The organism is Streptomyces sp. NBC_00872 (assembly GCF_045161915.1).
Lineage (GTDB): Bacteria > Actinomycetota > Actinomycetes > Streptomycetales > Streptomycetaceae > Streptomyces.
The window spans coordinates 3,293,618-3,315,443 of record NZ_CP108806.1; the positions used below are offsets into that span (position 1 = coordinate 3,293,618).

14 protein-coding genes are annotated in these 21,826 nt (G+C 67.3%); 7 read left to right on the forward strand and 7 right to left on the reverse strand.

Annotation, left to right across the window (positions count from 1 at the left end; genetic code table 11):
- Positions 1 to 65 precede the first annotated feature (65 nt).
- From OG214_RS13950 to OG214_RS13960, 3 genes are all read left to right on the forward strand, one after another.
- Complete coding sequence (locus tag OG214_RS13950) at positions 66 to 626, forward strand: hypothetical protein (RefSeq protein ID WP_405984905.1); 561 nt, start codon at positions 66 to 68, stop codon at positions 624 to 626.
- Between the two features lie 101 nt (positions 627 to 727).
- Complete coding sequence (locus tag OG214_RS13955; protein WP_405984906.1) at positions 728 to 949, forward strand: hypothetical protein; 222 nt, start codon at positions 728 to 730, stop codon at positions 947 to 949.
- 946 nt (positions 950 to 1,895) lie between these two features.
- Positions 1,896 to 2,954 (forward strand): serine/arginine repetitive matrix protein 1, encoded by a 1,059-nt coding sequence (locus OG214_RS13960; RefSeq protein WP_405984907.1) that lies wholly within the window; start codon positions 1,896 to 1,898, stop codon positions 2,952 to 2,954.
- 408 nt (positions 2,955 to 3,362) lie between these two features.
- Here OG214_RS13960 and OG214_RS13965 read toward each other — a convergent pair whose 3' ends face one another.
- The 5 genes from OG214_RS13965 to OG214_RS13985 all read right to left on the reverse strand — a co-directional run bounded on the left by OG214_RS13965 (position 3,363) and on the right by OG214_RS13985 (position 14,405).
- Positions 3,363 to 3,638: a hypothetical protein gene (locus OG214_RS13965; RefSeq protein WP_405984908.1), complete on the reverse strand. Its 276-nt coding sequence runs from the start codon at positions 3,636 to 3,638 to the stop codon at positions 3,363 to 3,365.
- 589 nt (positions 3,639 to 4,227) lie between these two features.
- The gene (locus OG214_RS13970; RefSeq protein ID WP_405984909.1) at positions 4,228 to 6,372 is read right to left on the reverse strand and encodes a DEAD/DEAH box helicase; all 2,145 of its coding nucleotides are present in this window, start codon (positions 6,370 to 6,372) and stop codon (positions 4,228 to 4,230) included.
- Positions 6,369 to 7,700 (reverse strand): BREX system ATP-binding protein BrxD, encoded by a 1,332-nt coding sequence (brxD, locus tag OG214_RS13975; protein WP_405984910.1) that lies wholly within the window; start codon positions 7,698 to 7,700, stop codon positions 6,369 to 6,371. The genes OG214_RS13970 and brxD overlap by 4 nt, the downstream gene beginning before the upstream one ends.
- A gap of 4 nt (positions 7,701 to 7,704) precedes the next feature.
- The gene (pglZ, locus tag OG214_RS13980) at positions 7,705 to 10,485 is read right to left on the reverse strand and encodes a BREX-2 system phosphatase PglZ (RefSeq protein ID WP_405984911.1); all 2,781 of its coding nucleotides are present in this window, start codon (positions 10,483 to 10,485) and stop codon (positions 7,705 to 7,707) included.
- On the reverse strand, positions 10,485 to 14,405 hold the full coding sequence (locus tag OG214_RS13985) for a PglY protein (RefSeq protein ID WP_405984912.1): 3,921 nt from the start codon (positions 14,403 to 14,405) through the stop codon (positions 10,485 to 10,487). The genes pglZ and OG214_RS13985 overlap by 1 nt, the downstream gene beginning before the upstream one ends.
- A 611-nt stretch (positions 14,406 to 15,016) precedes the next feature.
- On the opposite strand from OG214_RS13985, the gene OG214_RS13990 reads away from it, so the two are divergent.
- Positions 15,017 to 15,547 (forward strand): hypothetical protein, encoded by a 531-nt coding sequence (locus tag OG214_RS13990; RefSeq protein WP_405984913.1) that lies wholly within the window; start codon positions 15,017 to 15,019, stop codon positions 15,545 to 15,547.
- A complete protein-coding gene (locus tag OG214_RS13995) occupies positions 15,544 to 16,872 on the forward strand; it encodes a hypothetical protein (RefSeq protein WP_405984914.1) in 1,329 nt (442 codons plus the stop codon). Before OG214_RS13990 ends, OG214_RS13995 begins: the two co-directional genes overlap by 4 nt.
- Positions 16,873 to 16,885: 13 nt before the next feature.
- Here OG214_RS13995 and OG214_RS14000 read toward each other — a convergent pair whose 3' ends face one another.
- Positions 16,886 to 17,209, reverse strand: a complete 324-nt coding sequence (locus OG214_RS14000; RefSeq protein WP_405987499.1) for an ATP-binding protein — start codon at positions 17,207 to 17,209, stop codon at positions 16,886 to 16,888.
- Here OG214_RS14000 and OG214_RS14005 point away from each other — a divergent pair.
- Positions 17,135 to 17,689 (forward strand): Scr1 family TA system antitoxin-like transcriptional regulator, encoded by a 555-nt coding sequence (locus tag OG214_RS14005; RefSeq protein ID WP_405987500.1) that lies wholly within the window; start codon positions 17,135 to 17,137, stop codon positions 17,687 to 17,689. The genes OG214_RS14000 and OG214_RS14005 overlap by 75 nt on opposite strands.
- Positions 17,686 to 17,868: a DUF397 domain-containing protein gene (locus tag OG214_RS14010; protein ID WP_405984915.1), complete on the forward strand. Its 183-nt coding sequence runs from the start codon at positions 17,686 to 17,688 to the stop codon at positions 17,866 to 17,868. The genes OG214_RS14005 and OG214_RS14010 overlap by 4 nt, the downstream gene beginning before the upstream one ends.
- 51 nt (positions 17,869 to 17,919) lie before the next feature.
- Here OG214_RS14010 and pglX read toward each other — a convergent pair whose 3' ends face one another.
- Positions 17,920 to 21,714, reverse strand: coding sequence for a BREX-2 system adenine-specific DNA-methyltransferase PglX (gene pglX / locus OG214_RS14015; RefSeq protein WP_405984916.1), 3,795 nt, complete (start codon positions 21,712 to 21,714; stop codon positions 17,920 to 17,922).
- Between the last annotated feature and the right edge of the window lie 112 nt (positions 21,715 to 21,826).

Below are 21,826 nucleotides of genomic sequence, written 5' to 3' on the forward strand. Positions count from 1 at the left end.
CCGGATCGGGCCGGAGGCGCCAGCTACACTCTGTCGCGACTCAAACACGGGGACGGGGGGCCACAATGCTGGTCGAGCTGCTGGCAGGGGCTGCGTTCGGGTTTCTCGGCGGGCTGATGACAGCCTGGCGCATCGCAGCCAAGGGGGCTGTACTGGCATGGCTGGAGGATCTTCGCGACGTCGTCAAGGTACGCAAGACTGACCGTCGCAAGAAGCAGGCGATCCGCCACGCGAAGCTTGACCAGCAGGTAGCGGCAGACGCTACAGCCAAGGAGGCGGAACGCAAAAGGGTCCGCCGCGCACACGTCGAGCTCAAAAAGGCGCTGCCAGTCGCCAATGAGGCCCTGCGGAACCACACGAGCCAGAGCTTCCTCGACACACTGGCATACGCAAGCCGGACATTCCCTACCCTGACAAACCAATCCGAAGTCGACACCGAGCGTGCGAAACTCGTCCGCTACCTAGCAGCCATCGACCAGCTAAGCAACCAGGTCGAAACACTCTCCGGGTTGGGAGTTGATATCACGCGACGCTCCAGCGACTGGAGCGAAGTGAGTTATCTCGACCTTGAAGTACTAACTGCCAAGATCGACAAGGCCACCAAAGAGTACGCCCTCAAGCTGTGATTACCTGCCACCCAGGTTGCTCCCATCGATGAGGGCCGTCCTCAGGGCCCCATCCCCCTGTTCCTCCGCGCGGCGGCCGGTCAGCGCCGGGCGTCCGGTGCGTGTCGGCGGCCTCCGTCCCGCTCGCCGGTCTCGGCGGCGGCTCGAAGGCGCACAACGACGCCGCCGACTTCGGCCGCAACCCGCACGGCGCCGAGTTCGGCAAGTACGGCCGCTGCCAGGTCCGGTTCGGCAAGGCCAAGAAGGGCTCGCCGCCCAAACGCTGTGGGGTGCTGACCGTCTTCGGACCCGCGAGAACTCCGAGCACGCCCGCACGCGCCTGAGAGGCGGCCTCAACTGGGCCATGCAGGGCCGCCTCTGCCCACGTTCCCTGGCCGTCCCCACGATGAAGATCTCCCGCCGGCCCGCACTGAGCGAGGACCAACGCCTCGCCGTCCTTGGGCGCCTGCTGACTGACACGGAGATACCGATGCGACTCCGCGTCGCCGGAGTCATCGCTCGTCTCTACGCGCAGCCTCTGAGCCGCGTCGTCCGGCTCACCGTGGACGACATCGTCACGACGGCGACGCCGTGCTGCTACGACTCGGCGAGCCAGCGTCGCCCGTCGCCGCCCTGCTGCTGGAGCCCCTCGCTACCCGCAGCAACACGAACACCGCCACCAACCCGGCGTCGCGCTGGCTCTTCCCCGGCAGTCGGACCGCCAGCCGCTCGGATCGAATCACCTGTCCGCGCTCCTGAACAAGGCCGACATCCCGATCGCCGCCGCCCGCGGAGCCGCCGTCCGCAGCAACTCCTCGAACTCCCCGCACCCGTCGTCGCGGACGCTCTCGGCTACCACGACAAGACCACCAGTCGCCTCCGCAACGAGATAGGAGGGACCTGGAGCCGCTACGCGCCCGGGGACCACACCAGGTCACCAGCGGGCTGGGTTCTGCGGGAACCGGCGACAGTTGAATACGAGAGCCAACCAGTACCGAGGCCGATAATGGAACGGTAGCCGGACGGGAAGTTGCGTCGGATAGCCTCTCCATTTATCAACGCGGCAACAGGGGTGAAACGGGAGTCGGTTGACCGGGAGGGGAACCCACACTGATGAGCGGATCCGAGGGGACGGCCACGGCGGCCACAACCACATCCGGCGACACCGCCACCACGGCGCCGGGAGGGGCCGGCATCGAGCAGGACTCCCGCCCAGCGCGCCGGATGCGACGGCTACCGCCCTCCGCCCCGCCCCGGACGCCGGGTCCCCCGCAGCTCGACTTCCCCCCGGTGAAGAACGGGCTCGACTACCTCACCAGCGTCGTAGAGCACCTGGACGAGACCGAGTCCGAGGTGACGCCCAGCGACGTGAAGTACGCAGTCCTCCACCTCCAGGCCGCGGTCGATGTGCTGTTCAAGGCGCGACTGCTCGCCGAGCACTGGACCCTCGTCTTCACTCACCCTGGCGAGGCCAACCGGAAGGCCCTGGATGAGGCCACGCTCAACAGTGTGTCCACCGACAAGGCCATTGCGCGGTTGCGGAACATCGTTGGCGTTCCCATTACCGACAAGGAGCAGAAGGCGCTCACCAGGCTCACAGAGGACCGCAACAAGCTCCAGCACTTCGGCCTGACCCACAACGCTCGCGCCGTCGAGGCACGCGCCGGCGCCGTCCTCGACTTCTTGATCCACTTCATTGAGGACCAGCTCCTGCCTTATCTCGACGAACCAGAGATGGCGGAAACGGAGCGGGAGCTTGATGGTCTGCGCGAGGGGCTGAACAACATCAACTCCTACGTGCGTGAGCGGATGAACCGGATCGGTGGAGAACTGAAGGCGGAGGGGGTCGAAGCTCGCACCATCGAGTGCGTTTCCTGTCAGGAGACCGCCCTTGTGGTGCAGCCGCGTACAACCTCGGGGCTTCCGGACGACTGGGGCGACCGTGCGACATGTCGTTTCTGTTCGACGTCCTGGCCCCCGCAAGGGCTCCACATCCACTTTCGGGGAAGACCGGTGTGGGAGGAGGCAGACATCTGCCCGATGTGCGGTGAGGCGGCGCTCGGCATCGACGTTCGGGTCCGCAGCGAGCCCGAACCTGTCTACTTCTGTTTTGCCTGCTCCCACATCGCCAAGGAAATCGCACCCTGCGACGGGTGTGGCAAGCCGATTGACGTCTCGGACGAAGGTTCCGCGCCGCTGTGCCGCCCGTGCGAAGACTCATGGGAGCCCAGCCCCGCAGCCGAATACGGGCCGCCTTACGAGGACCCGGCGGACTACGGCTTCGACGAGGACGCAGAACCGCCCGCCTACGAAAACAGCTGGTTCCCCAGGAAAGGAGACGGAGCATGAGCCGAGCTCGCCAGGCGTTCCTCCTCGGGCGGCACCTGCCGGAGGTCACCTGCGTCGAGGCGATCCTGGAGTACGTCCGCGGCGCCGAGTGGAGCATGTGAACTGGCCCGACGGCCCGCTCTACGAGATGCGCGCACACCTGGACGAGGGCTCGCTGGCCACCGCTTCACCGAGATGTGACCTGCGGTCCCGGCCCAGCGCAAGGCCCGTCGCGAGTACACGGATCGCGTCAGCACGCTCACGCTCTGATCATGATCGTTCTCAGTTTCGGCAGTGGGCCGGGCCAAGAGAACCTTACGGAGCCAGTCCTACGGAGAGACCACGCACAGTTACTGGAAGGCTGGGCTCAACGGGGAACTGGCGACAGTCGAATACGCGAGCCCACCAGTACGCTTGGTAGCTATTCGCTCACTGCAGGAGTCGGTCCGTACGAGAGCTATCGGCAGATCGCCCGCTCCGGGTGTCGCCAGCGGCTGGAGTTTCCGTTGTAGCGTCAGACGCCGTTTCGGCAGCGGCAGCGGTGCGGCGTTTGCTCCACTTGTCGTAGGCGACGGTCCCCGCGATGGAGGCGCTGGTGATAGCGCCGCCAATGATGATGCCCCGCCCGGTGTAGAAGGCACGCAGCGCGGTGGGACCGCCGCGCTTGGCTGCTTCCTTGGCCAGTTCCGCGTAGGCCCACGCCATGGTTCTCCTCAATTCGTGTCACTCACTCAAGGATGGATCAATGATCGCAGGGCGACACGTCGTGGGTGGGGCGTTCACGGACGTACGTCATCGGGTGCGGGAGCCTCCGCCGCCGATGGCGCGGCCGTATGGAGGCGCTGCGGGCACCCTGTCCGCTGCTTGACGGTCCTGACGGTGGTCGGTGAAGGAGACCAACCGGCCCTGAAACCGTACGCCGTTCGCGATCACGGATCGTCACGAGCCGGATGGAGTACCCGGCGAGCCCGCGACAGTTGAATACGAGAGCCCACGAGCACAAGGACGTAAAGGAACGGGACGGCTGAGGCAGGGGGAAGGGAGATCTTCACCCTCGCATTCGAGGCCCTCGTCAAGAACCGCGGGGACACTTGATGGGGCCGGGACGAACTCGTCCCGGCCCCATCAGTCACTTGTACCTTCGCATTGAATTCCCTCACGTCGGCGATGTGGGGGAATTCATAGACTGAAGCGGAATCCGTGGTGCAGAGCTCCCACCTGCGAAAACGTGGGTTTTGCAGGGCTCATCCCAGCACCATCTCAGCACGGGCGTTCCATCCCAGCACGCTGCAGTTCAGATGCCCCCTCCCGTGAAGCGCACCGGCTCGACCAGCACAGCGGCCGCAGATTCGAGGTCAGCGAGTCTGGTCGACAGCGTGGCCTCAGCCAGTCGCGGTGGGAGAGCATCGCCGAATTTGAGACCCTTCACGGCCTTCTCGTCGATGTCGGGCAGAGCCAGACGATCTGTAATGCCGTTTCGCGCCAGCCTCCAATCCGCCGGAGTGAGATCGTCCCGCAGACGCACCCAGTGATCGTTGGGACGTTGTCCTGGCACCGCGACGCCACCGAGGGAGGCCGCCAGGGTGGCATTCGCCCGATGCCCGGCCCACGTCCACCACCGTAGTTGGCCTGACCTGTCCCTTTCCCGCACGATCAGAGTGCCTCCTGGGTGCACTCGCTCCATGAAGTACTCCCGGGCTTCGCCCAGGCACCCCTGTGCTCTCCGGGTCAGATTCACCGGCGGGTCGGCGCCGAGGAGCACTTCACGCACCGCGCGGACAAGCCGGAAGGACGCGCCCTGGCCGAATCCGGCACCGCTCCACTTGGCTTTGCCACCTTCTTCGACCGGTTCGACGAAGCACCGCTTCCGGTTCCAGTCGATGTAGGTGACCTGCCAGTTCCGGCCGGCGAGCAGAAGTCGGCGGGGACCGGTGATGTGCTCGGTCAGCAGACTGGGGTCTGTACGGCCGATCTCGGTCCGGCCCTGCAGGACGGTGAACTGCGGCGGTGCGGTGAAGACCGCGGTGAGATTCATGAAGTGCCGGTGGCCGAATCGACGTTCGGCTTCCGGACCGATGAAGAGCAACCCGTCGTCCTGGTCGAGGTATCCCTCTGTCACCAGGTGTTTGACGATCGGCTGCGCGGACGAGCCGAACGGCCCGAGGCCGTTCCACCCTTCATGCCACAGATTGCTTCCGACGCCACCCTCCTGAAGGCAGAGGGCGAGCACCTGTTGAGCCACGATGTGCCTCGGCTCGGCAGGTGCGACCACCGGCTCGACCCAGCCTCTCGACCACTGCAGCAGGAGCCCTGCCGCACTCAACAGACCCGCACGGTCGAGAGCGAGGAAAAGACAGTTCCGTGAGGTCCCGGGGCGGCGTCCGGTACGGCCGATCCGCTGGAGGAAGGACGCGACCGATGCCGGTGCATCGATCTGGACAACCCGATCCAAGTCACCGACATCGATGCCGAGTTCGAGCGTGCTGGTCGACACGATCACACAGTCTCGCGCTTCGGCGAAAGCCGCCTCCGCTCGCCTGCGCTCGTCGAGCGAGAGCGATGCGTGAGAGAGGAACGTGTTGATCCCACGGGCCCGTAGCGCTGATCCCAGCTCTTCGACCAGTCGCCGTGACTCGCAGAACACCAGGCGTTTCTCACCGCGGTGCAAGGTGCTGATGACAGTTGCCGCGTTTTCGAGCGATCCCACGTAGTCGAGCTGAATGTCCCCAGGCGGTACGGAGGCAGAGGGCGCACCACTCACTGCATCCCGCGTCGCGTCCAAGTGAGGGGCGACGACTTGTGCGGGCCGCGAGCCCGCTCCCGATCCCTGGAGCCACGTGAGAAGTTCGTCAGGGTTACCGACCGTCGCCGAGAGTCCGACACGTTGAAGTGGACGACCCACCACCCGTTGCAGTCGCTCCAGTACAGCCAGCAGATGCCAACCCCGGTCGTCGCCTGCGAAGGCATGCACCTCGTCGACGACCACCGCCCTGAGCCCTGAGAAGAACGACGCATGATCGACGTTGACGCTCACCAGCATCGCTTCCAGCGACTCGGGGGTCGTGAGCAGGACGTCCGGCCGGTCCGCCAGGATGCGCTTGCGGGTACCGGAGGCGGTGTCACCGTGCCAGAGTGCGGCGCTGCGTCCGAGCCAGGAGGCGTACGTCCCGACTCTGGGCAGCAGGTTGTTCAGCAGCGCCTTGAGGGGGCAGAGATACAGCACCGAGGTGTCGGACCACCGAGCGCGATGCATGCACGATAGGAGTGGAAAGCACGCCGCTTCCGTTTTCCCGCCGGCGGTCGGGGCGAGGAGGAGGGCGTCCTTGCCTCCGGACAGCGGCACGACCGCCGCTTCCTGGAGGGGCCGCAGTCCCTTCCAGCCAAGGGTGTTCACGATGTGGTGGACAAGCGCGGGTTCCAGCTCGTCGACCGCGCTCATGGCAATTCCAGCGCGATGTCGTCGGCATCTCCTGACGCGGCATTTCTCTCGATTACGGTCAGTTCGGCCTCCGCGATCGTGAGTGCATAGTGCTCGCGCGGGTCGAAGTCCTCGAACTCGTCAACCCTGTCGAGGACATCGGCAACAAGCTTGCGAAGAAAGACGCGTGGTGCGACGCCGACTTTCCCACCGAGTCCACCGGTGACAGCGGTAGCCAGCTCGTCGACGTAACGGTCGTCGACACGCGCGGCAACGCGGTCCGGATGAGCGGCCGCTCCTTGATAGAGATCGCGGACGTTCCGGCCGAGTTCTCCGAGCCGGGGAAGATCAAAGCCCGGCAACCGGAGTTGCACTGCGCGCGGCGAGTCGAAGCGCGGATCGGTGGTGAAGTCAGTGGCCAGGCGCTGGGCCAGTGGGGGCAGCCGCTGCGCGCCCTGCTGCCCGTCGTAGAAGGCTGGGGTGCCTGTGATGACGAGGAAGAGCCCGGGGAACCTGCCCGTGTCGATCTCGTCGAGGAGTTGCCGTAGTGCGTTGAGGCCCTTCTCCCGGACATCGCCACGAACCCGCTGCAGTGTCTCGATCTCGTCGAGTACGAGGAGAAGGCCGGGATGGCCGCAGTCCCGCAACACGGTGAGCAGGCCCTGGAGAAAGCCCAGGGCCGCGAAGTGGTCGAGGTCTCCGCGCACTCCCGCCGAACGGCGGGCCGACGCCGCGACGGACTTCTGTCCGCCGAGCCATGCGATCAGCGCTTCCGCAGTGGCCGCGTCCCCCTCCGCGACCGCCGCACGGTAGCCGCGCAGAGCCGCAGCGAAAGCAGGAGTGGTGCGTGCGACATCGGCGAGCCGTCGCTCCATCAGCGCCGTCACAGCCTCGGAGAGCGCCGCCTCGTCCTCCTCGTCGAGGTCCCCGCCGTCGAGGACTTCCTCCTCCAGCGTGTAGAACCAGGAATCGATCACCGCTCGGAGTGCACTGGGTTGGTGCGTGGCCGTCGCCAGGTGCTCGGTGAGCCGTCGGTAGACGGTCTCCAGGCGGTGCAGGGGCGTTTCCGTCTCGGAGATCTGCACTTCCGCGGTGGCCAGGCCGGCGCGCTTGGCGCGCTCGGTCAGCCAGCGTGCGAAGAACGTCTTGCCCGACCCGTAGTCGCCACGGATCGCATGGAAGGCAGCACCACCGCGGGTCACCGCGGCAAGGTCCTCGTCGAGGGCACTTTCGAACCGACCGAGTCCCACGGCGAAAAGGTCGAGGCCGGCCTGCGGTACGGTGCCGCGTCGTAGCGCGTCGATGACCTCGCGCCGTCTGGCCACGCTCACCAGGGCGGACTGCGACATCTCGTTACTCCTTCTTCGGCTTCGGTTGCGGCAGGAACTGCTCGCGAAGCAGCGGGACATCGAGTTTCACCGCATGCCCGGCGTCGACGAACCCGAGGACGGGATAGCCCTCGACATTCAGCAGTCGCTGGACTGTCGCGACGAATCCCTCGATGTTGCGCCGGACGCGTCCGGTCGCCGAGACGGCCGCGGAGAGTGCTGCCGGGGACATGGTGCCGCCCGCGGCGACGAGAGCGTCGATGACCGCGGCGACGACCTTCGCTTCCGGCGCTTTGCGGACGTATTCCTTCTGCGCCGCATAGACCTCGCTCGCCACCACCTCGCTGCCCAGACCGACGGTAGCTCGGGGCGGCACGGAAGAACTCTTGTAGGCCTCGGTGCCGGCTGTGCGCTGGCGCGGCGCCGACTGCGTTGCGGCTCCTGCACTCCCGGCAGCGGACAGGGCTGCCCTTGTGGACTCGTCAGCCGGCAGGGGCTCGGTCCACCACGAGGGGGTCGACTGCTCCCGCGGGAGCCCGACCCAGCCCTTGGGCGTCTGTTCGGCCACTGCGACCAGAGTGAGTACCGGCACCGTCACCTCCGCGAGAGACGCGCCTCCGTGGTAGCCGGCCTTACGTGCGGTGTACCGGATGTCCTCACGCCACGGCGCGACGATGCTCCCGCCGCCTTCGAGGACCCGTTCTCCCCGGATCTCGATCTCGCCCTCGCCGGCCGGCCCTCCGGTGCGCCAGCGGGGCGAGGCTGCTGCGGCCGTGTCCGCCTCCGCGCTCCCACGGCGGCTGCCGCGTTCCAGGACGTGTCCGTGGTCGGCGACCAGCACGACCGGTCGTCCGTAGCTCCTGGCTGCCGAGAGCAGGTCCCGCAGGTGGGTGATGTCATCGAGGCCCCAGGTCGTGCCGCGCCCCTGTTGCCCCTTTTCGAGCGCGTCGTCGATGGTGTTCAGGACGACACCGACAACTGCCTCGGAGGCGAGTGCACCCATGAGCTCGTGGGAAAGGGCATGGCCCGTCTCGCCACCGATATCCGCTTTGTGGAAAAGAGCGGCTTCCTTGCGGTGGCGTTTCCAGAAGGCGTTGAAGCCCGCGGTCTCCACGGACTGTCCGCCGCGGACTGGTTTCGCGGCGAGCAGCGAAGCACGGCTCGTTCGGGTGACGGAGGGCAGCATGGACACCGCGGCCGTGCGGACTGCAGGCTGTCCGTCGACCGGTCCCGGCACCACTTCCCGCCAGCCTTCGCGTTCGGCCTCCTCACCGAGCTGTATGGCGACCGCGCAGCTCATCCCGTCGAGTACGACGACCAGAGGAGCTCCCGCACCGGCCAGTGGACGTACAGCCGTCTCCAGTACGTTCTCGATGACCAGGGCGTCGTTCGGCTGGTGTGCGTCGGCGTGTGCGGACCAGGCCACGAGACGACGGGCGAACTGCTCGTCGAGGACTTCTCTGCGCGCCCGGCCTCTCTCGTAAAGGCCCTGCAGTTCGCGGCCCGTGGTCAGATCACCGCCCGGGTCCCCCGCCCACAGGAGGGTGAGCGCTCGGTCGGCCCACCCCCAGTCGGTGATCTGCGAGCGGATGCCGCTCGCCACCGTGGGCACGACCGGTTCGGGCTGTTCGAGCCAGCGGGCGATGCGCACTGCCATCTCGGCGACCTGCACCCGGTCCGGGTAGAGGGCTGCGAGGCCGTGTCCTGCCAGGTCCGCGAGCGCGGTCTCTCCTGCCGTGGAGGAACGGCGTGCTTCGGCGACCGTCCGGCCGAGTTGCACGGCGAATCCGGTAGGCAGGAACCGGCTGTTGGTGAGGGGCTCGGCAAGACCTGCTGTTTCGGCCAGCTCGTCGGCACGGTCCAGTACGGCGAAGACCTGGCGCCGGGCGCGCGGACTGGTTCTGGCTTGGGCAATCCAGCGGGTCAGGGCCCCTTCCACCGCGTCGGTGAAGGCACTGAGGGCGGCCCGGCGGGGTATGACCTGGCCGAAGAGGCCGCCGATCGTGAGGGCGGTGTCGGGAGCCACCGCCGGGTCCCTCAGGGCCGCTGCGAGGACGCCGAGTGACATGGCGTCATGGCCGAGTCCAGCTTCCGCGAGGGAGAGAAGTACCGGTGCCGCGGGGCCCGCAGTGTCTCCGAGCCACTTCTTCAGTTCGGTGCGTTCCGCTGGGGGCAGTTCGGCGAAGCGGAGAGGGCCCGCCGGCGTACGCGACCAGGCCAGAAGGGTGTCGGTGTCGAGCGTGGGCGGCCCTGCCTGGGGCCCGGTCGCGGATCCGCCCTCGCCAAGGCCGAGGCCGAGCCGCTGCACGGCCAAGGCCCGCAGTGCGGTGTCGAGGGTGAGCAGTCCTGCGACGCGCGGCCAGCCTGCGTCGGTGGGTTCGGCTTCCAGGAGGGCTTCCAGGAGCCACTCCATGTCGTACATGCGCACATCGAGGCCGGTGGCGCCGAATCGCTGGGTGACGATCTCCGCGTTCTCGACGGTGAGCGTACGGCGGAGAATGGCCTGCCCGCGCAGGTCCCAGCCGAGCTGTTCGTCGTCGACCCCGGTGGTGACCACGAGGATGTCGCCCGGACCAGCCGTGTTCCGGTGGTCGTGCCAGGCGGCCGTCACGCCGAGGACGGAGGATTCGTCGCGGACCTGCACGCGGCGGGGTTCGTTGTAGACGGCAGTGGTGAACCGGGCGGGCGCTCCTGGGAGGTAGCGGCCGTGGATCAGGACCAGGCTGCGTTCACGGAGGCTGTCCTGGTGGGCGGTCAGGAGCGCTTCGACAGTGCGGCGTCCGACCCGGGGCGCGGCAGGGGCCATCAGTCTCCGGCCCCTTCACTGTCGCAGCCCTCGGCTGCGACCGGCTTCCAGGTGACCTGGACCCGGCGGTCGGGATGCGCGGCCAGGAACGTACGGATCTCGTCCTCGATGCGCGTGACCGTGGCGGCCAGAGTCGCTTCGAGCCGTGTGGGTTCGACCACGTGCACGGGGCGGGGAGCCTCGGTGCGGCCCGAGGGCTCGGGCGTGGTCCCGGGGCCTGTGCTGTCGGTGGGATGTGTCGCGGCGGGAGGAGTGGGGACACGCGGGTTCCCGTGCTCGGTGAGGCTGACGTCCTGGGCGGTGGGCTCCGAAGGCACCGCCGGACCCACGGGCGTGACGGGCCCGGCTGCTTGCGCGAGCCGGGCCACCTCGCGCATCAGCGCCTTCGTGCTGTCACGCAGTCCGTCCAGTACGGGAACGAGCGAGGACTCCTCCTCGTGCTCGTTGGCGGTCCGGGCGACCTGGTCGAGGAGCCGCCTTGCGCGCTCCCCGAGGCTGTCGCCCCGACCGGTGAGGGAGCGGACCGTGTCGAGGTCGTCCGTCCAGTCGGGCGAGCGCAGCGCGGTGAGTACCTCGGGGGCCTGTACGAGCGCCGCCCCGATCTCTCCGTCCGTGACGTCGTACGCAGCGGCCGCCAGCTCCCTCACCAGGGCGGCGGGGGTATCGGTGCGCAACAGTCGCGCGACGAGATCGGCCGCCGCCTTCATGGACCTGATACGCGGCGCGTCCGCACCCCCCGGTCCTGCCAGGCCGAGACGTGCCGCGTTGTCCTGCAGGAGGGAGCGGGCATCGCCGAGCGCCCGCTGGTTGTCCTCGGCGACCTTGCGGATCTTCTCCGCGAGACTCGCGACGTTCCGGGCGAACAACACCCGCGAGACGGTCTCGCCGAAGATCTTCCCCGCACGGCCAAGGGCTGTGCTGAACTCCTCTTCGGTGGGAAGCTCCACCGCCCGGAGTCCGTACCCTTGCCCGATCCGTTCGAGGTCGGGAGCCTCGGTCAGTGGCGAGGTCTGGTAGACCCAGGTGCGGTCGTCGAGCAGGGCATAGGTCGCGATGATCAGGTTGCTGACGTTGCGGTCCAGGCCGGTGTAGCCCAGCTCCTCGATCCAGGTGCGAATGTCCTCCACCGACAGGTCGGGACCGACGTCCGGATGGTCCGCGGCCTTCTTGTTGATCCGCAGCCGCCAGTCGTTCGTGACGTTCAGCGGCCCGTCGTGTACCTCGCCGAGCCCGAGGGCGTGGACGATTTTCCGTACGGTGGCCAGCTGATGCCCGTCGACGACGACACGGCGACTGCCGTCGGCCATGGCCCGGTTGATCCACGTCAGCGTGGTCTTCAGCTCGGCTTTGGTGATGGCCTTGCGGGTGAGGCGGGGGTCGAAGTCCGGGTGCTTGGGATGCCGCGCCGCGAGGATGTCGTCCGCGATGAAGTACAGGTTCTCCTCGAAGCCGACCGCTGCCTCGGGGTTGGTTCGGGTGAAACCGGGCTGGAGGGTAAGCAGGTGCTTCCCCTCGGGCACCTCGGCGCCGGTGGTGCCGGGCTCGGCCCGGACGATGCCGTACACCTGCTGGAGCGCCTCGATGAGCTGGCCGGTGAGGTTGTCACTGGACGCCTTGAGCTGGTTACGGATCTGGGCGCGCTCCTCGGCGGGACGCGTGGCGGTGTGCTCTTCGAGCCGGTCCCGCTCGAGCAGATAATTGATCTTCAGCAGACGTCCGAGGTTGCGGCTCTTCTGCTCGGAGAGGAAGTCGGACAGCCAGACGACGGTGGGGTGGGTCTTCCCGGCGCGCTTCATCCGGTCGACCCGCTGCACGTCGTCCATCGGCGAGTGGTCGCCGTCGTCGAAGGGGTAGTCGATGACAATTCTCAGGTCGCTGCCCAGCTGCGGCCTGAACTGCTCGTCAGGCAGATGGGGATCGCGGACGTTACCGAAGACGAACTCGACGGTGCGCTTCGTCCCGCGCCACACGACCTCCCGTACACAGACGAACGCCTGGGTGTCGGGGATCTTGAGGGCGGCCCACAGCTGGTCCTTGATCCACTGTCGCCGGTAGCCGGTCTGGTCGGCGACGCCCTGCACCTCTTCGAGGAGCGGCTCGACGTCCAGGTCGGACAGGTGCAGATGAAACACCGGGTCGGTGCTGTCGCCCTCGCTGCGCAGTTCCCCGTCGAACCCCTCGGACTGCAGTTCCTGCAGCCGTTTGACCGCTACCGAGCCCGCATCGCCGACCCGGGTTCGGATCGTGCCGTGGTTCAGTGCCGCGAGCTTCCCACCGGTGAGCCGGGACAGCGCGGGCACGTGCGGGGCGAGGGCAGCGAGCAGCAGTGTCTTGACGAGCCGGTCGTCGGTCTGGAACCGCTTGTCGTCGGCCGAGCCGTACTTCGTCAGAAGGTGCTCGCGCACCCGCTCGTGAAAGCGCCGGGCGGTCTCCGCCTCCGCCTTCAGCTTGGCAGTGAACGCCTCACCGGTGCGTTGCGCGATGACGTCCCACAGATCCCCTATCGGGATGAGCTCGCCGAGCTTGAGGTCGTCGAGGCGACGCCCGAGGAGTTCCTGTACGAGCCTGAGGCCGGTCCGCTCGCGCTGCAGCGCCCCCGACAGGTCGACCAGGACGTTGAGCAGAGCGGGGGACAAGGGATAGAGCGTACGGAAATCGTCCCAGTTCGCCTCGGTGCGGCCCTGCGCGTCGAGCAGGACCTGCCGCACCTCGTCCCTGGAGGATTCGACGAGCCGGAACGCGTCGTCGCGCGCCTGCTCCATACCGGGCCGCGGGGCGAGGACCCGGTGCTTGATGATCTCGACGAGGTTGCTGTCCTCCAGCTCGACGACGTCGATCCGCCCCGCGAGATAGTCGATCTGCTGCTCGAGGTTCTGCACCTCGGCGCCCGCGACATCCGCACCGATCAGCTGCGACAGGTCTCGCTGGCGGGAGATGAACGACACGATCGGCACCGGCCGGTCCCCGTCGCCGGACTCGATCAGCTTGACCAGCCGCTGCACCTGGTCCCGGACGAAGTCCTGCTCACCCATGTGCGCCTGGAGCCAGAGGATCAGCTCGTCGAGGAACAGCACGACGCCGTCGTAGCCGCGGTCCTCGGCGTGCCGGGAGATGACCTTCAGGCCGTTCTCCAGCGGAATGAAGGAGTCCTTGTCACCACGGGCTGCCTGGGCGTACGCCGCCATGGGGCCGCTGACCAGCGCGGACACCAGTCGGTCACGTTCCGGGTCGCCGGCCTTCGCCGCGAATGCTTCGTCCAGTTCGGCGGTGGTCCAGTCGAGCGGGCCGGCGACGTCGCCCGTACCCACGTCGAGGACGGGCACATCGTCGTCGTCCGTCGCGACAGCCCGGGCAGTCGGCGCTCCGGCTCCGAGCCACTGCCGGAACTTGTCGTCGTCAGCGAGGAAGTCACGCTGCCGCTGCGCATCGGCGAGCAGTGCGTCGGCCCGGTAGACGGCGGGGGTCGGTGCTTCGGGGTGGAGCTGCCGCACAGTGTGCACGTATCCGCCGAGCAGCGCGGAGTCCAGGTCCGCAGAGCCGACCAGGTGGTAGGGCACCATCAGGAAGCGGCTGTTCGGCAGCCAGTCCTGGTGCTCGGCCATCACCTCGGCGAGGCCGCGCTTGTCCCGGGCCGCCGGATGGTTATTGAGCGCCGCGTGCAGCACGGTCAGGAAGTGGCTCTTACCGGCACCGAACGAGCCGTGCAGATAGGCAGCGTGCGAGTCACCCGTGCGCACGGCGTCGGCGACCAGACCGAGTGCCTTGCGGAACTGCTTCTGCAGCTGTTCGGTGACGACGTACTCGCCCACCCGTTCGTCGGTCTCGTTGAAGCCTTGCGAGAGATCGACCTTGAAATTTCCGGCGTGAACGTCTTCCTTGATAGCAATGACGTCACGCAGGACGAGCTCTCTGGTCGACATCAGGCGATCATTCCCTCACTCGGCTGGACCCTGGCGGCACCGATGACACGCTGCTGCTGCGCGCCCCCTGCCAATCTTGCCAGGCCATAGGTGTACGGAACCGGCCCTTCGCGCCCTTCACATACCAGGCGATCACTCTGTGCAACCTCTCGTGCCCCACCGGCCTCTCCACCTCACTCAGTGTCGCGGCCGATGACCGGGCAGGCACACCGGCCATGGCCGAGTCACGCCCTACCTCGCAGTCCAGGTTGCTGCTCCCCTGGAGAGAGGGCTGTCGGCGCCCTACGGGGGGAGGACGGATGGGCACGTCATCACGGTGGCCGGGGCCGAGAGGAAAACCCGGTACTCCGGCCGGCGAGTGGAGTCGTATCGGCAGGCGTCTGTCGTCGTGGCGCTCCGGCCGTCCCGAGGACCTGGACGAGATCGCCGGGGATTGCCTGGGGGTCCTGCATCGGACGATGCGAGCCGACCCGGCCGCATTCGGCCTACGAGACGCCGCCCGCGCGGGAGGTGAACGGCTGACGGCGGTCATGGACGATCTCGCTGCGGGTCCGAGCACGACAGCCAACGCACTTCCTGATCCGGGCGGACAAGACGCTCGTACGGTTTTCGTGGCCCGGCTCGTCCGGGCCGTGGGCGGCGAGGGCGGCACGGTCGCCGACGCGGCCGTACGGCGGGCGGCAGCGGCGACTGCGGACCGGATGGCCGCACAGCACCCGGAGGTGCTCGCCGTAAACGGCAAGGGCTGGTCCGGCGACCTGCTCTGCCTGGTCTACCAGTGGTTCTTCGCGGACGTCGTGGCCGAATTCCTGCGCGGCGTCATCGCCGAGAAGATCAAACTCGTGGTCCCAGTCCTGCCTGTGGCCGATCCTGAAGACCACGTCGCGGACTGGGTCGCCAAACAGGTGCTGCATCTGGTACCGAACCCGTGCGAGGAGGCCGAACATCTCAAGGACGCGGTGGAACAGGCCGAGAAAGCGGTCACCGCCTTCGAGGATCCAACGGTCGGCGCACTCGCGCAGGTCGCGCGAGGTCTGGTCCCCCGTGCGGTCGGCAGGGTGCTCGGACTGCTCACCCCGCCCGAATCCACTGCGGAGCACGAGTCGGGCGCCGAACCGAGCGAGGGGAGCCCTGCCGCATGACGGGTACACCGGCCTTCCACTTCTGGCTCTCCCACCCTGGCGCCCCAGCACCAGGGAGTGGCTGGCAGCCGCTGAGCGACGCCCTGTACTGGGAGTCACCGACCCGCGCGCCCGACCGCCGCCAGCTCCTCGCAGCCGCCCCGGACTGGGCGGACGACTTCCAGCGGGTGGCCCGTGCCGTCTTCGCCGCGGACCGCTGCACCTCGCGGGAGGAGACCTTCGACCGCTGGACCCGGCACATCCGCCTCTCCGTCCCGGTCACCGCGCCGGACGCGTGGACCCGCGCCCTCCCGCACCTCATCGCACTGCTCGCGACAGTGACGGGCGACCGCTGGGAGGTCGAGTTCCGCCCGTACGACGCTGACGCCCGGCCCCGGTCCCGCCCGCTGCCCTTCGCCCCCGACGAGTACGCCCGCGAGGTGGCTCTGTTCTCCGGCGGCCTCGACTCCCTCGGCTGGGCGGCCCAGCGCGCCACGGTGCGCAGCCCGCAGGCGCTGCTTCTGGTCATGTTCGAGGAGCGGAACTTCGAGTCTGTCCAGGACACCGTGTACGAAGCGGTGCTCCGGCGCAGCGAGCGCGACCTGCGACGCCTGGAGCAGAGTCAGACGATCCGCAGGCCAAGGGACGCCACCTTCACGCTTGAACGCTCCACACGTTCCCGCGGCCTGTTGTACGCCGCCACGGCCGTACACGCGGCCGCGGCCGAGCGCGTCCCCGTCGTACACATCCCGGAGAACGGCCAACTCGCTCTCAACCCGCCTCTTTCTGCGGCCCGTTGGAGTGCGTGCTCTACCCGCTCGGTGCATCCGTGGACGCTGCACCACCTCAACCGGGTCATCGAGCTGATCACGGACCGGCCGGAGCAGGGGGTCCGGGTCGTCAATCCGTTCGCGGCGCTCACCAAAGGCAAGGTGTGCGAAGCGGCCCGGGACGCCGGGATGCCCCGGGAGATCCTGGAGGCCACGCTGAGCTGCGGCACATCTCCCATGCGGCAGCTCGGGCGGTCGCGGTTGCCGCGCCTGCCGCACTGCGGCCTCTGCTTCCCCTGTCTGGTCCGCCGCTCCGGCCTGCTGCACGCATACGGCAAGGACCGCACTCCCTACGCGGCCGACCCCTGGGACCCGTCCTTGGATGCGGACCTCGCCCAGCACTGGCGGGCACTCACGCGCTGGCTGGACACCCCGTGCACAGTGCTCGACCTGGTGGCCGATGTCCCGCTGCCACCCGAGGCCCGCATCCCGGACCTCCTGAACGTCGTGGAGCGCGGGCGCGAGGAACTGCGGGCGCTGGTCGCGCAGGCGCCTGCGGTACGGCGATCCGCGTGAAGGGCCTCGCGGATCACGATACGAAGGGCTCGGTCTGGGCCCATACGGTCTTGCCGGGACCGGTGCGGTCGTCGACGCCCCAGCGGTACGCGACAGCCTCGACGAGGGCGAGCCCCCGCCCACCGTCGGCTTCCGGGTCTGCCATGCCGACGCTCGACGGGTCAGGCCGACGCGGGTGAGTGTCGGACACCCCGACTCGCACGACGGCGGTCTCGTGCTCGTACAGCAGGCGCAGTTCGAAGTTCCGCCCCGGTACGCGTCCGTGGCGGGCGGCGTTGGCCGCGAGCTCGGCGACGATCACGGCGACCGTGTCGTGGAGCGGGGCGCCGGGCGGGATGCCCCAGTCGCCGAGCTGCCCCGAAGCGAACCGGCGCGCCGCCTACCGCCACTGTCGGAGGAGCAGTTCGAACGGCAGGTGGCTGCCCGCCTGGAGAGGCAGCAGCTCCTGGCCCAGCGTCCCAACACCTCCTTCTCATTCCTCATCGAACAAGCGGTCCTAGAGCGCCAGCTGGGAGGCCCCGAGGTGACTTCCGCGCTCATCGACAACCTGCTGACACACGGCCGCCGACACAACGTGGAGATCCTTGTCATGCCGCTCAAACAGCCGGACCACTCTGGTATCGACGGCCAGATGTACCTGGCAGAGACCTCCGCCAATAACTGGTTCGGCTACGTCGAGGGGCACGAGAGCAGCATGCTCATCGCCGACTCGAAAGTGGTCAGCTCCATGCTCCAGCGCTATGGCAAGATGCGCTCACAGGCGCTGAGCCAAGAGGCCACGGCTGGCCTGTTGAAGCAGATTCAAGGAGCGCTATGACCACGGAACTGCACTGGTTCAAGAGCAGTTACAGCGGCAGCGGTGGCGACAACTGCGTCGAGGTCGCCCTGGACGACAAATGCGTACATGTCCGAGACTCCAAGGACACCGGCCTGCGCCCGTTCACCGTCACATCCGACGCTTGGTCGGCCTTCACCTCATACGCATCCGAGTTCTGACGAGTCGGTGAGGCGGCAGAGCCCCTGCCACCTCACCGGCCCCCAACTTCCCTATTCTGCGCCCAACTCGACCTGCTCGACAGGCTTCTTCTTCGACACGGCAGCCTTCCGCCCACGCGGCTTCTTCACCGGCCGCCACGCCGCCAACTGCGCCTCGCCGACACCGTGCCTGCGCAGCAACGCCTCGTAGTCCGCCTCAAGCACCTCGGCCGGCACCTCGTCGTCCCACTCCGCGTCCGGCTCGCCATGCCACTGCTTCACCCACGGCATAACCTCGCGAAGCCCCGCGAGCAGCGGAACGATCCGCTCGGTGCTCCAGCCGTCCCGCTTGGTCCGCGCGTCGATCAACTGCGACAGCACCTGCGCTTGATCCTTGTGATCCCACCCGGCCCAGCCGAGCATCAGCGTCGGGTCTCCGTCCGGACTCGCATCGGGATACGAGATGAACCGCTCCTTTGGCACGTCGAGCTTGCCTCGGTTCGCCCAGTACGAGAACCGCAGGAAGTCCGACGTCTTGTACTTGTTCGGCGGATCAATGTCCCTGCGCACACCGTCCTTGTCCTCCTCCCGCTGCTCCGCCCATACCTGCTCCCACTGTGCGCGGATGCGCATTCCTGAATCCTTGTAGCGCAGGGCTGCGAGAAACGGGACATGCTCATCGGCGATGACTTCAGTAAGCACCTGCGCCAGTGGGAGATCCGGCATGCCGAGATGGTCGGAAGCGTACAGCGCCGCGACAGACACGAAGTCTGCATCCGAACTCAACTGGTCAGCAAGATAATTGACCGTCATCGACCGCGGCTGCTTCATCCCGTCTCGCAGCTCGTACCAGAGCCCACTGCTCTCGCACCGGTCGAGCAACCAGGCCCGCAGTGCGGCTTGCTCCTTCTTCTCCCATGACTCGGCAGCCCACCGCCGCTTGCACTCAGGCCGCTCGATTAGGCCAATGTCCTTGGTTCGCGAGGCGATAATGTCAAGCCGTGCCTGCACCACAGCTTTGTACTCCTCCGGCCAGTGCCCAGGGATGTCCACGATCGGGATCGCACCATGGCGGTCGAACCAGACAGTTGTGGTCTCGCCTTCAGCCACGCGCCTGGCGAGCGCGATCTCAAAAGCCCGCTCGCCCAAGGCTACTTCGGGCACCTCGTAGGACACGGGCAGAGTCACCCGACCCAATTCAGCCGGAGTCAGCAAGCCGTAGAGGCCGTAGACAGTCCAATCGAGCTCTTCCTGAAGTGAAATCATCCGCCATTTGGTTGCTTCGCTGCCCCGACGCGCCTGATCAAGGTTGGCTCGACTTGGAGTCTCGCGCCCAGCGACAGCATCCGGCTCGCTGTCCGCCAACTCACTCGCCGCAAGGTCCAGACAGCGCCCCAGTTCAAGCGGGAGAGTTCCCGGAAGCGGGAACCCCTGCAGCTTGGTTCCGGTGAACTCGTAGAACCGCTCCCATTCGTCATGCATGAACCCGCCAGTCCCTGACTGACTCCCCTTGTCATGGCTGACCTGCTTCAACCAGAAGCAAGCCGTCGAAGAATTGAGAACCCCCAACAACTCCAGGTGCGCATCCTCATCCGCACCCTCCGGCAGCTTGATGACCGGCGCCGACCTGTTGAATACCTTACCGCCCCGGTCCAGCACGAAGTGGTTGTGCGTCGACACAAACGCAAAGGCGATCGACAGTGGCGTTGAGTAGGCAGACGCGGTGTACTGCATGTAGTCCCACCATTCGAGACCTGCATCTGCCATGTCGCCTTGAAAGGTCCTACGCGCCGCCAACATTGCCCGCCAAGGCCACAATTCTTCTCCAAGGCGCCCCCCGTTCACCGCCTTGGCATCCGGCCTCCAGATGGCAACATTCGGATCAGCTCGCCAGTCCCGAACCACGTCCCCGAGGAGTAGCGGCCGCAGTGCTCGCTTATCCGCTCGAGGCTTGTACGTCTTCCGCAACGGCCTCATGTATGCCTCGTCGGCACCCGCACGAATGGCGCGACCGATCGGCTTCGAGATCTTCTCCTCAAGAGGCATCGTGCCAACAGTCAGCCGATCCAGGAGAGGACCTGCCCCACCCCCGCTCACCGACCACGGGTGAGTCACAAAGCTCGCCGCGGCCGCATTCTCAACGGAAACCCAGTCCGACTCACTCCCCGGCCGCCCCACCTGCTCCACAATTGCCTGCCATACATACCCCTCCGCCTCTTTCCCCTTCTTCGGCTGCCCCGGCTCCCCCCGAACCCCCAAAACCGCCCGAACCGTCCGCTCCGGACTAGGAATCCGGTTCCGCCCCACCAGAATCACCGTAGGCGTGCCATGCCCCGGGATATACGCCCCCGACGTATCGATCACATGCGACAGTTCGGCCCGATTCCGAAAGAAGACCTCGATGAGCTTCTTGCCGAACTCCCGCTTCATGAAGGAATTCGCCGTGATCTGCCCGACGAATCCACCACCACCGAGCCGCCCGCCCGGCCCCCTGACCGCCAGCTCGAACAGCCGCGCCGCGAACGGCACGGACAGCGCATAAGTCCCCGCGCACACATCCTTGTACGCCGCCCGGTAGTTCTCGTTCTCCTGCTTGTCCTTCACCGTGATGTACGGCGGATTCCCCACCACCACGTGATACGAGCCTCGCCCAAGCAGATCCGCCCGCTTCGCGTACTCCCACACGTCCTCGGTCGAGTACGCGTACGTCTCCCCGTCCCCGTCCTCGCCTTCACTCCCGACGGGCGCGTCCGAGAACAGCGTGTCCAACTCGATCTCGGTCTGGATACCGGCCGCCCCCCGCCCGTGCAGCAGCGAGTCACCGACCGCCACATTGATCGGGAACGGCCGCATCCGGTCGAGCCTGCTCACCCCCGCGGCCTTCATCGCGGCGACCAGCAGCCGGAAGCGCGCGATGCTCGCCGCGAACGGGTTCTTGTCGCAGCCGTGGACGGATTCCAGCGAGCGCCGAATCAACGTCCAGTCGTCCGTACCCGGCTCCGCGATACGCCACTTGTCCAGCAGCCGGTGGAAGATGCCGAGCAGGAAGTGCCCCGACCCGCACGCCGGGTCGATGGTCCGCAGCCCGCGCAGCGGCTCACCCGTCGGGCCCAGAGGATCTTCCCGTACCGCGTTGAGGCCGAACTCCTCGATCGCGGGTTCCAGGGTCAGGTCGAGGATGAACTCCTCGACGAATTCCGGGGTTTGGAGCAGTGCGTACGTCTTACGGGCATGCTCGCTCAGGTCCTGGTATAGGTCGCCGAGGAAGCGGGTGTTCCACTCCGGGTCAAAGAAGTTGTAACGGATCTCGCCCGCCGCACCCCACCTGCGCCAGAAAGCGAGCAGCTTGGTCGCCACGTCGTAGCTGGGGGTGATGCTCCACAGCGGGTTGTGGTTCTTGTCGAAGAGGCCGGCCGCAGCCGCGTTCGTACCAGCGAGATGGTCGAAGGACTCGATCAGCCAGTCACGGTCGTTGAGATGCGGGTTCTCACGGAAGAAGTTGTCGTGGCGGGCCTCCGCCTCGGCGAGGCGCTCACCGGGGCCGGCGATGTAGGGCTCCTCGATCAGACCGTTGTCCTCGCAGAAGCGGACGAAGACGCAGGCAAGGACCCAGGCCGCCGCGGCCTGCGTGACCCGCTCGTCACGCCAGGCAGCGTAGGGGGCCGCGATCCGCTTCGCCTCCTTGGCCTGCCGGTACTCCTCCTCAAGAGGTGTCCGGAAATCCTCGACCGTCTCGCTGCGGACACGCAGGTCGTCCTCCAGGTCGAGGACCAGCCGCTTGAGGTCCTTGACCAGGGCCTCCTGGTCCAGCCTCGCCGTACCTGCCGTCTCCACCGTCACGTCCGCTTCCTTCTCGTTCCTGCTCACCGCAGCGCATCCCTTCCCGCCGCACTCCGGGCGGCCAGGCCCCTCAATCCTGCCAGCCTCGCTATCGAAGCTGCGGCTCCCGTGTGCGGAAAGCCCTCCCGCGCCCTCCGCT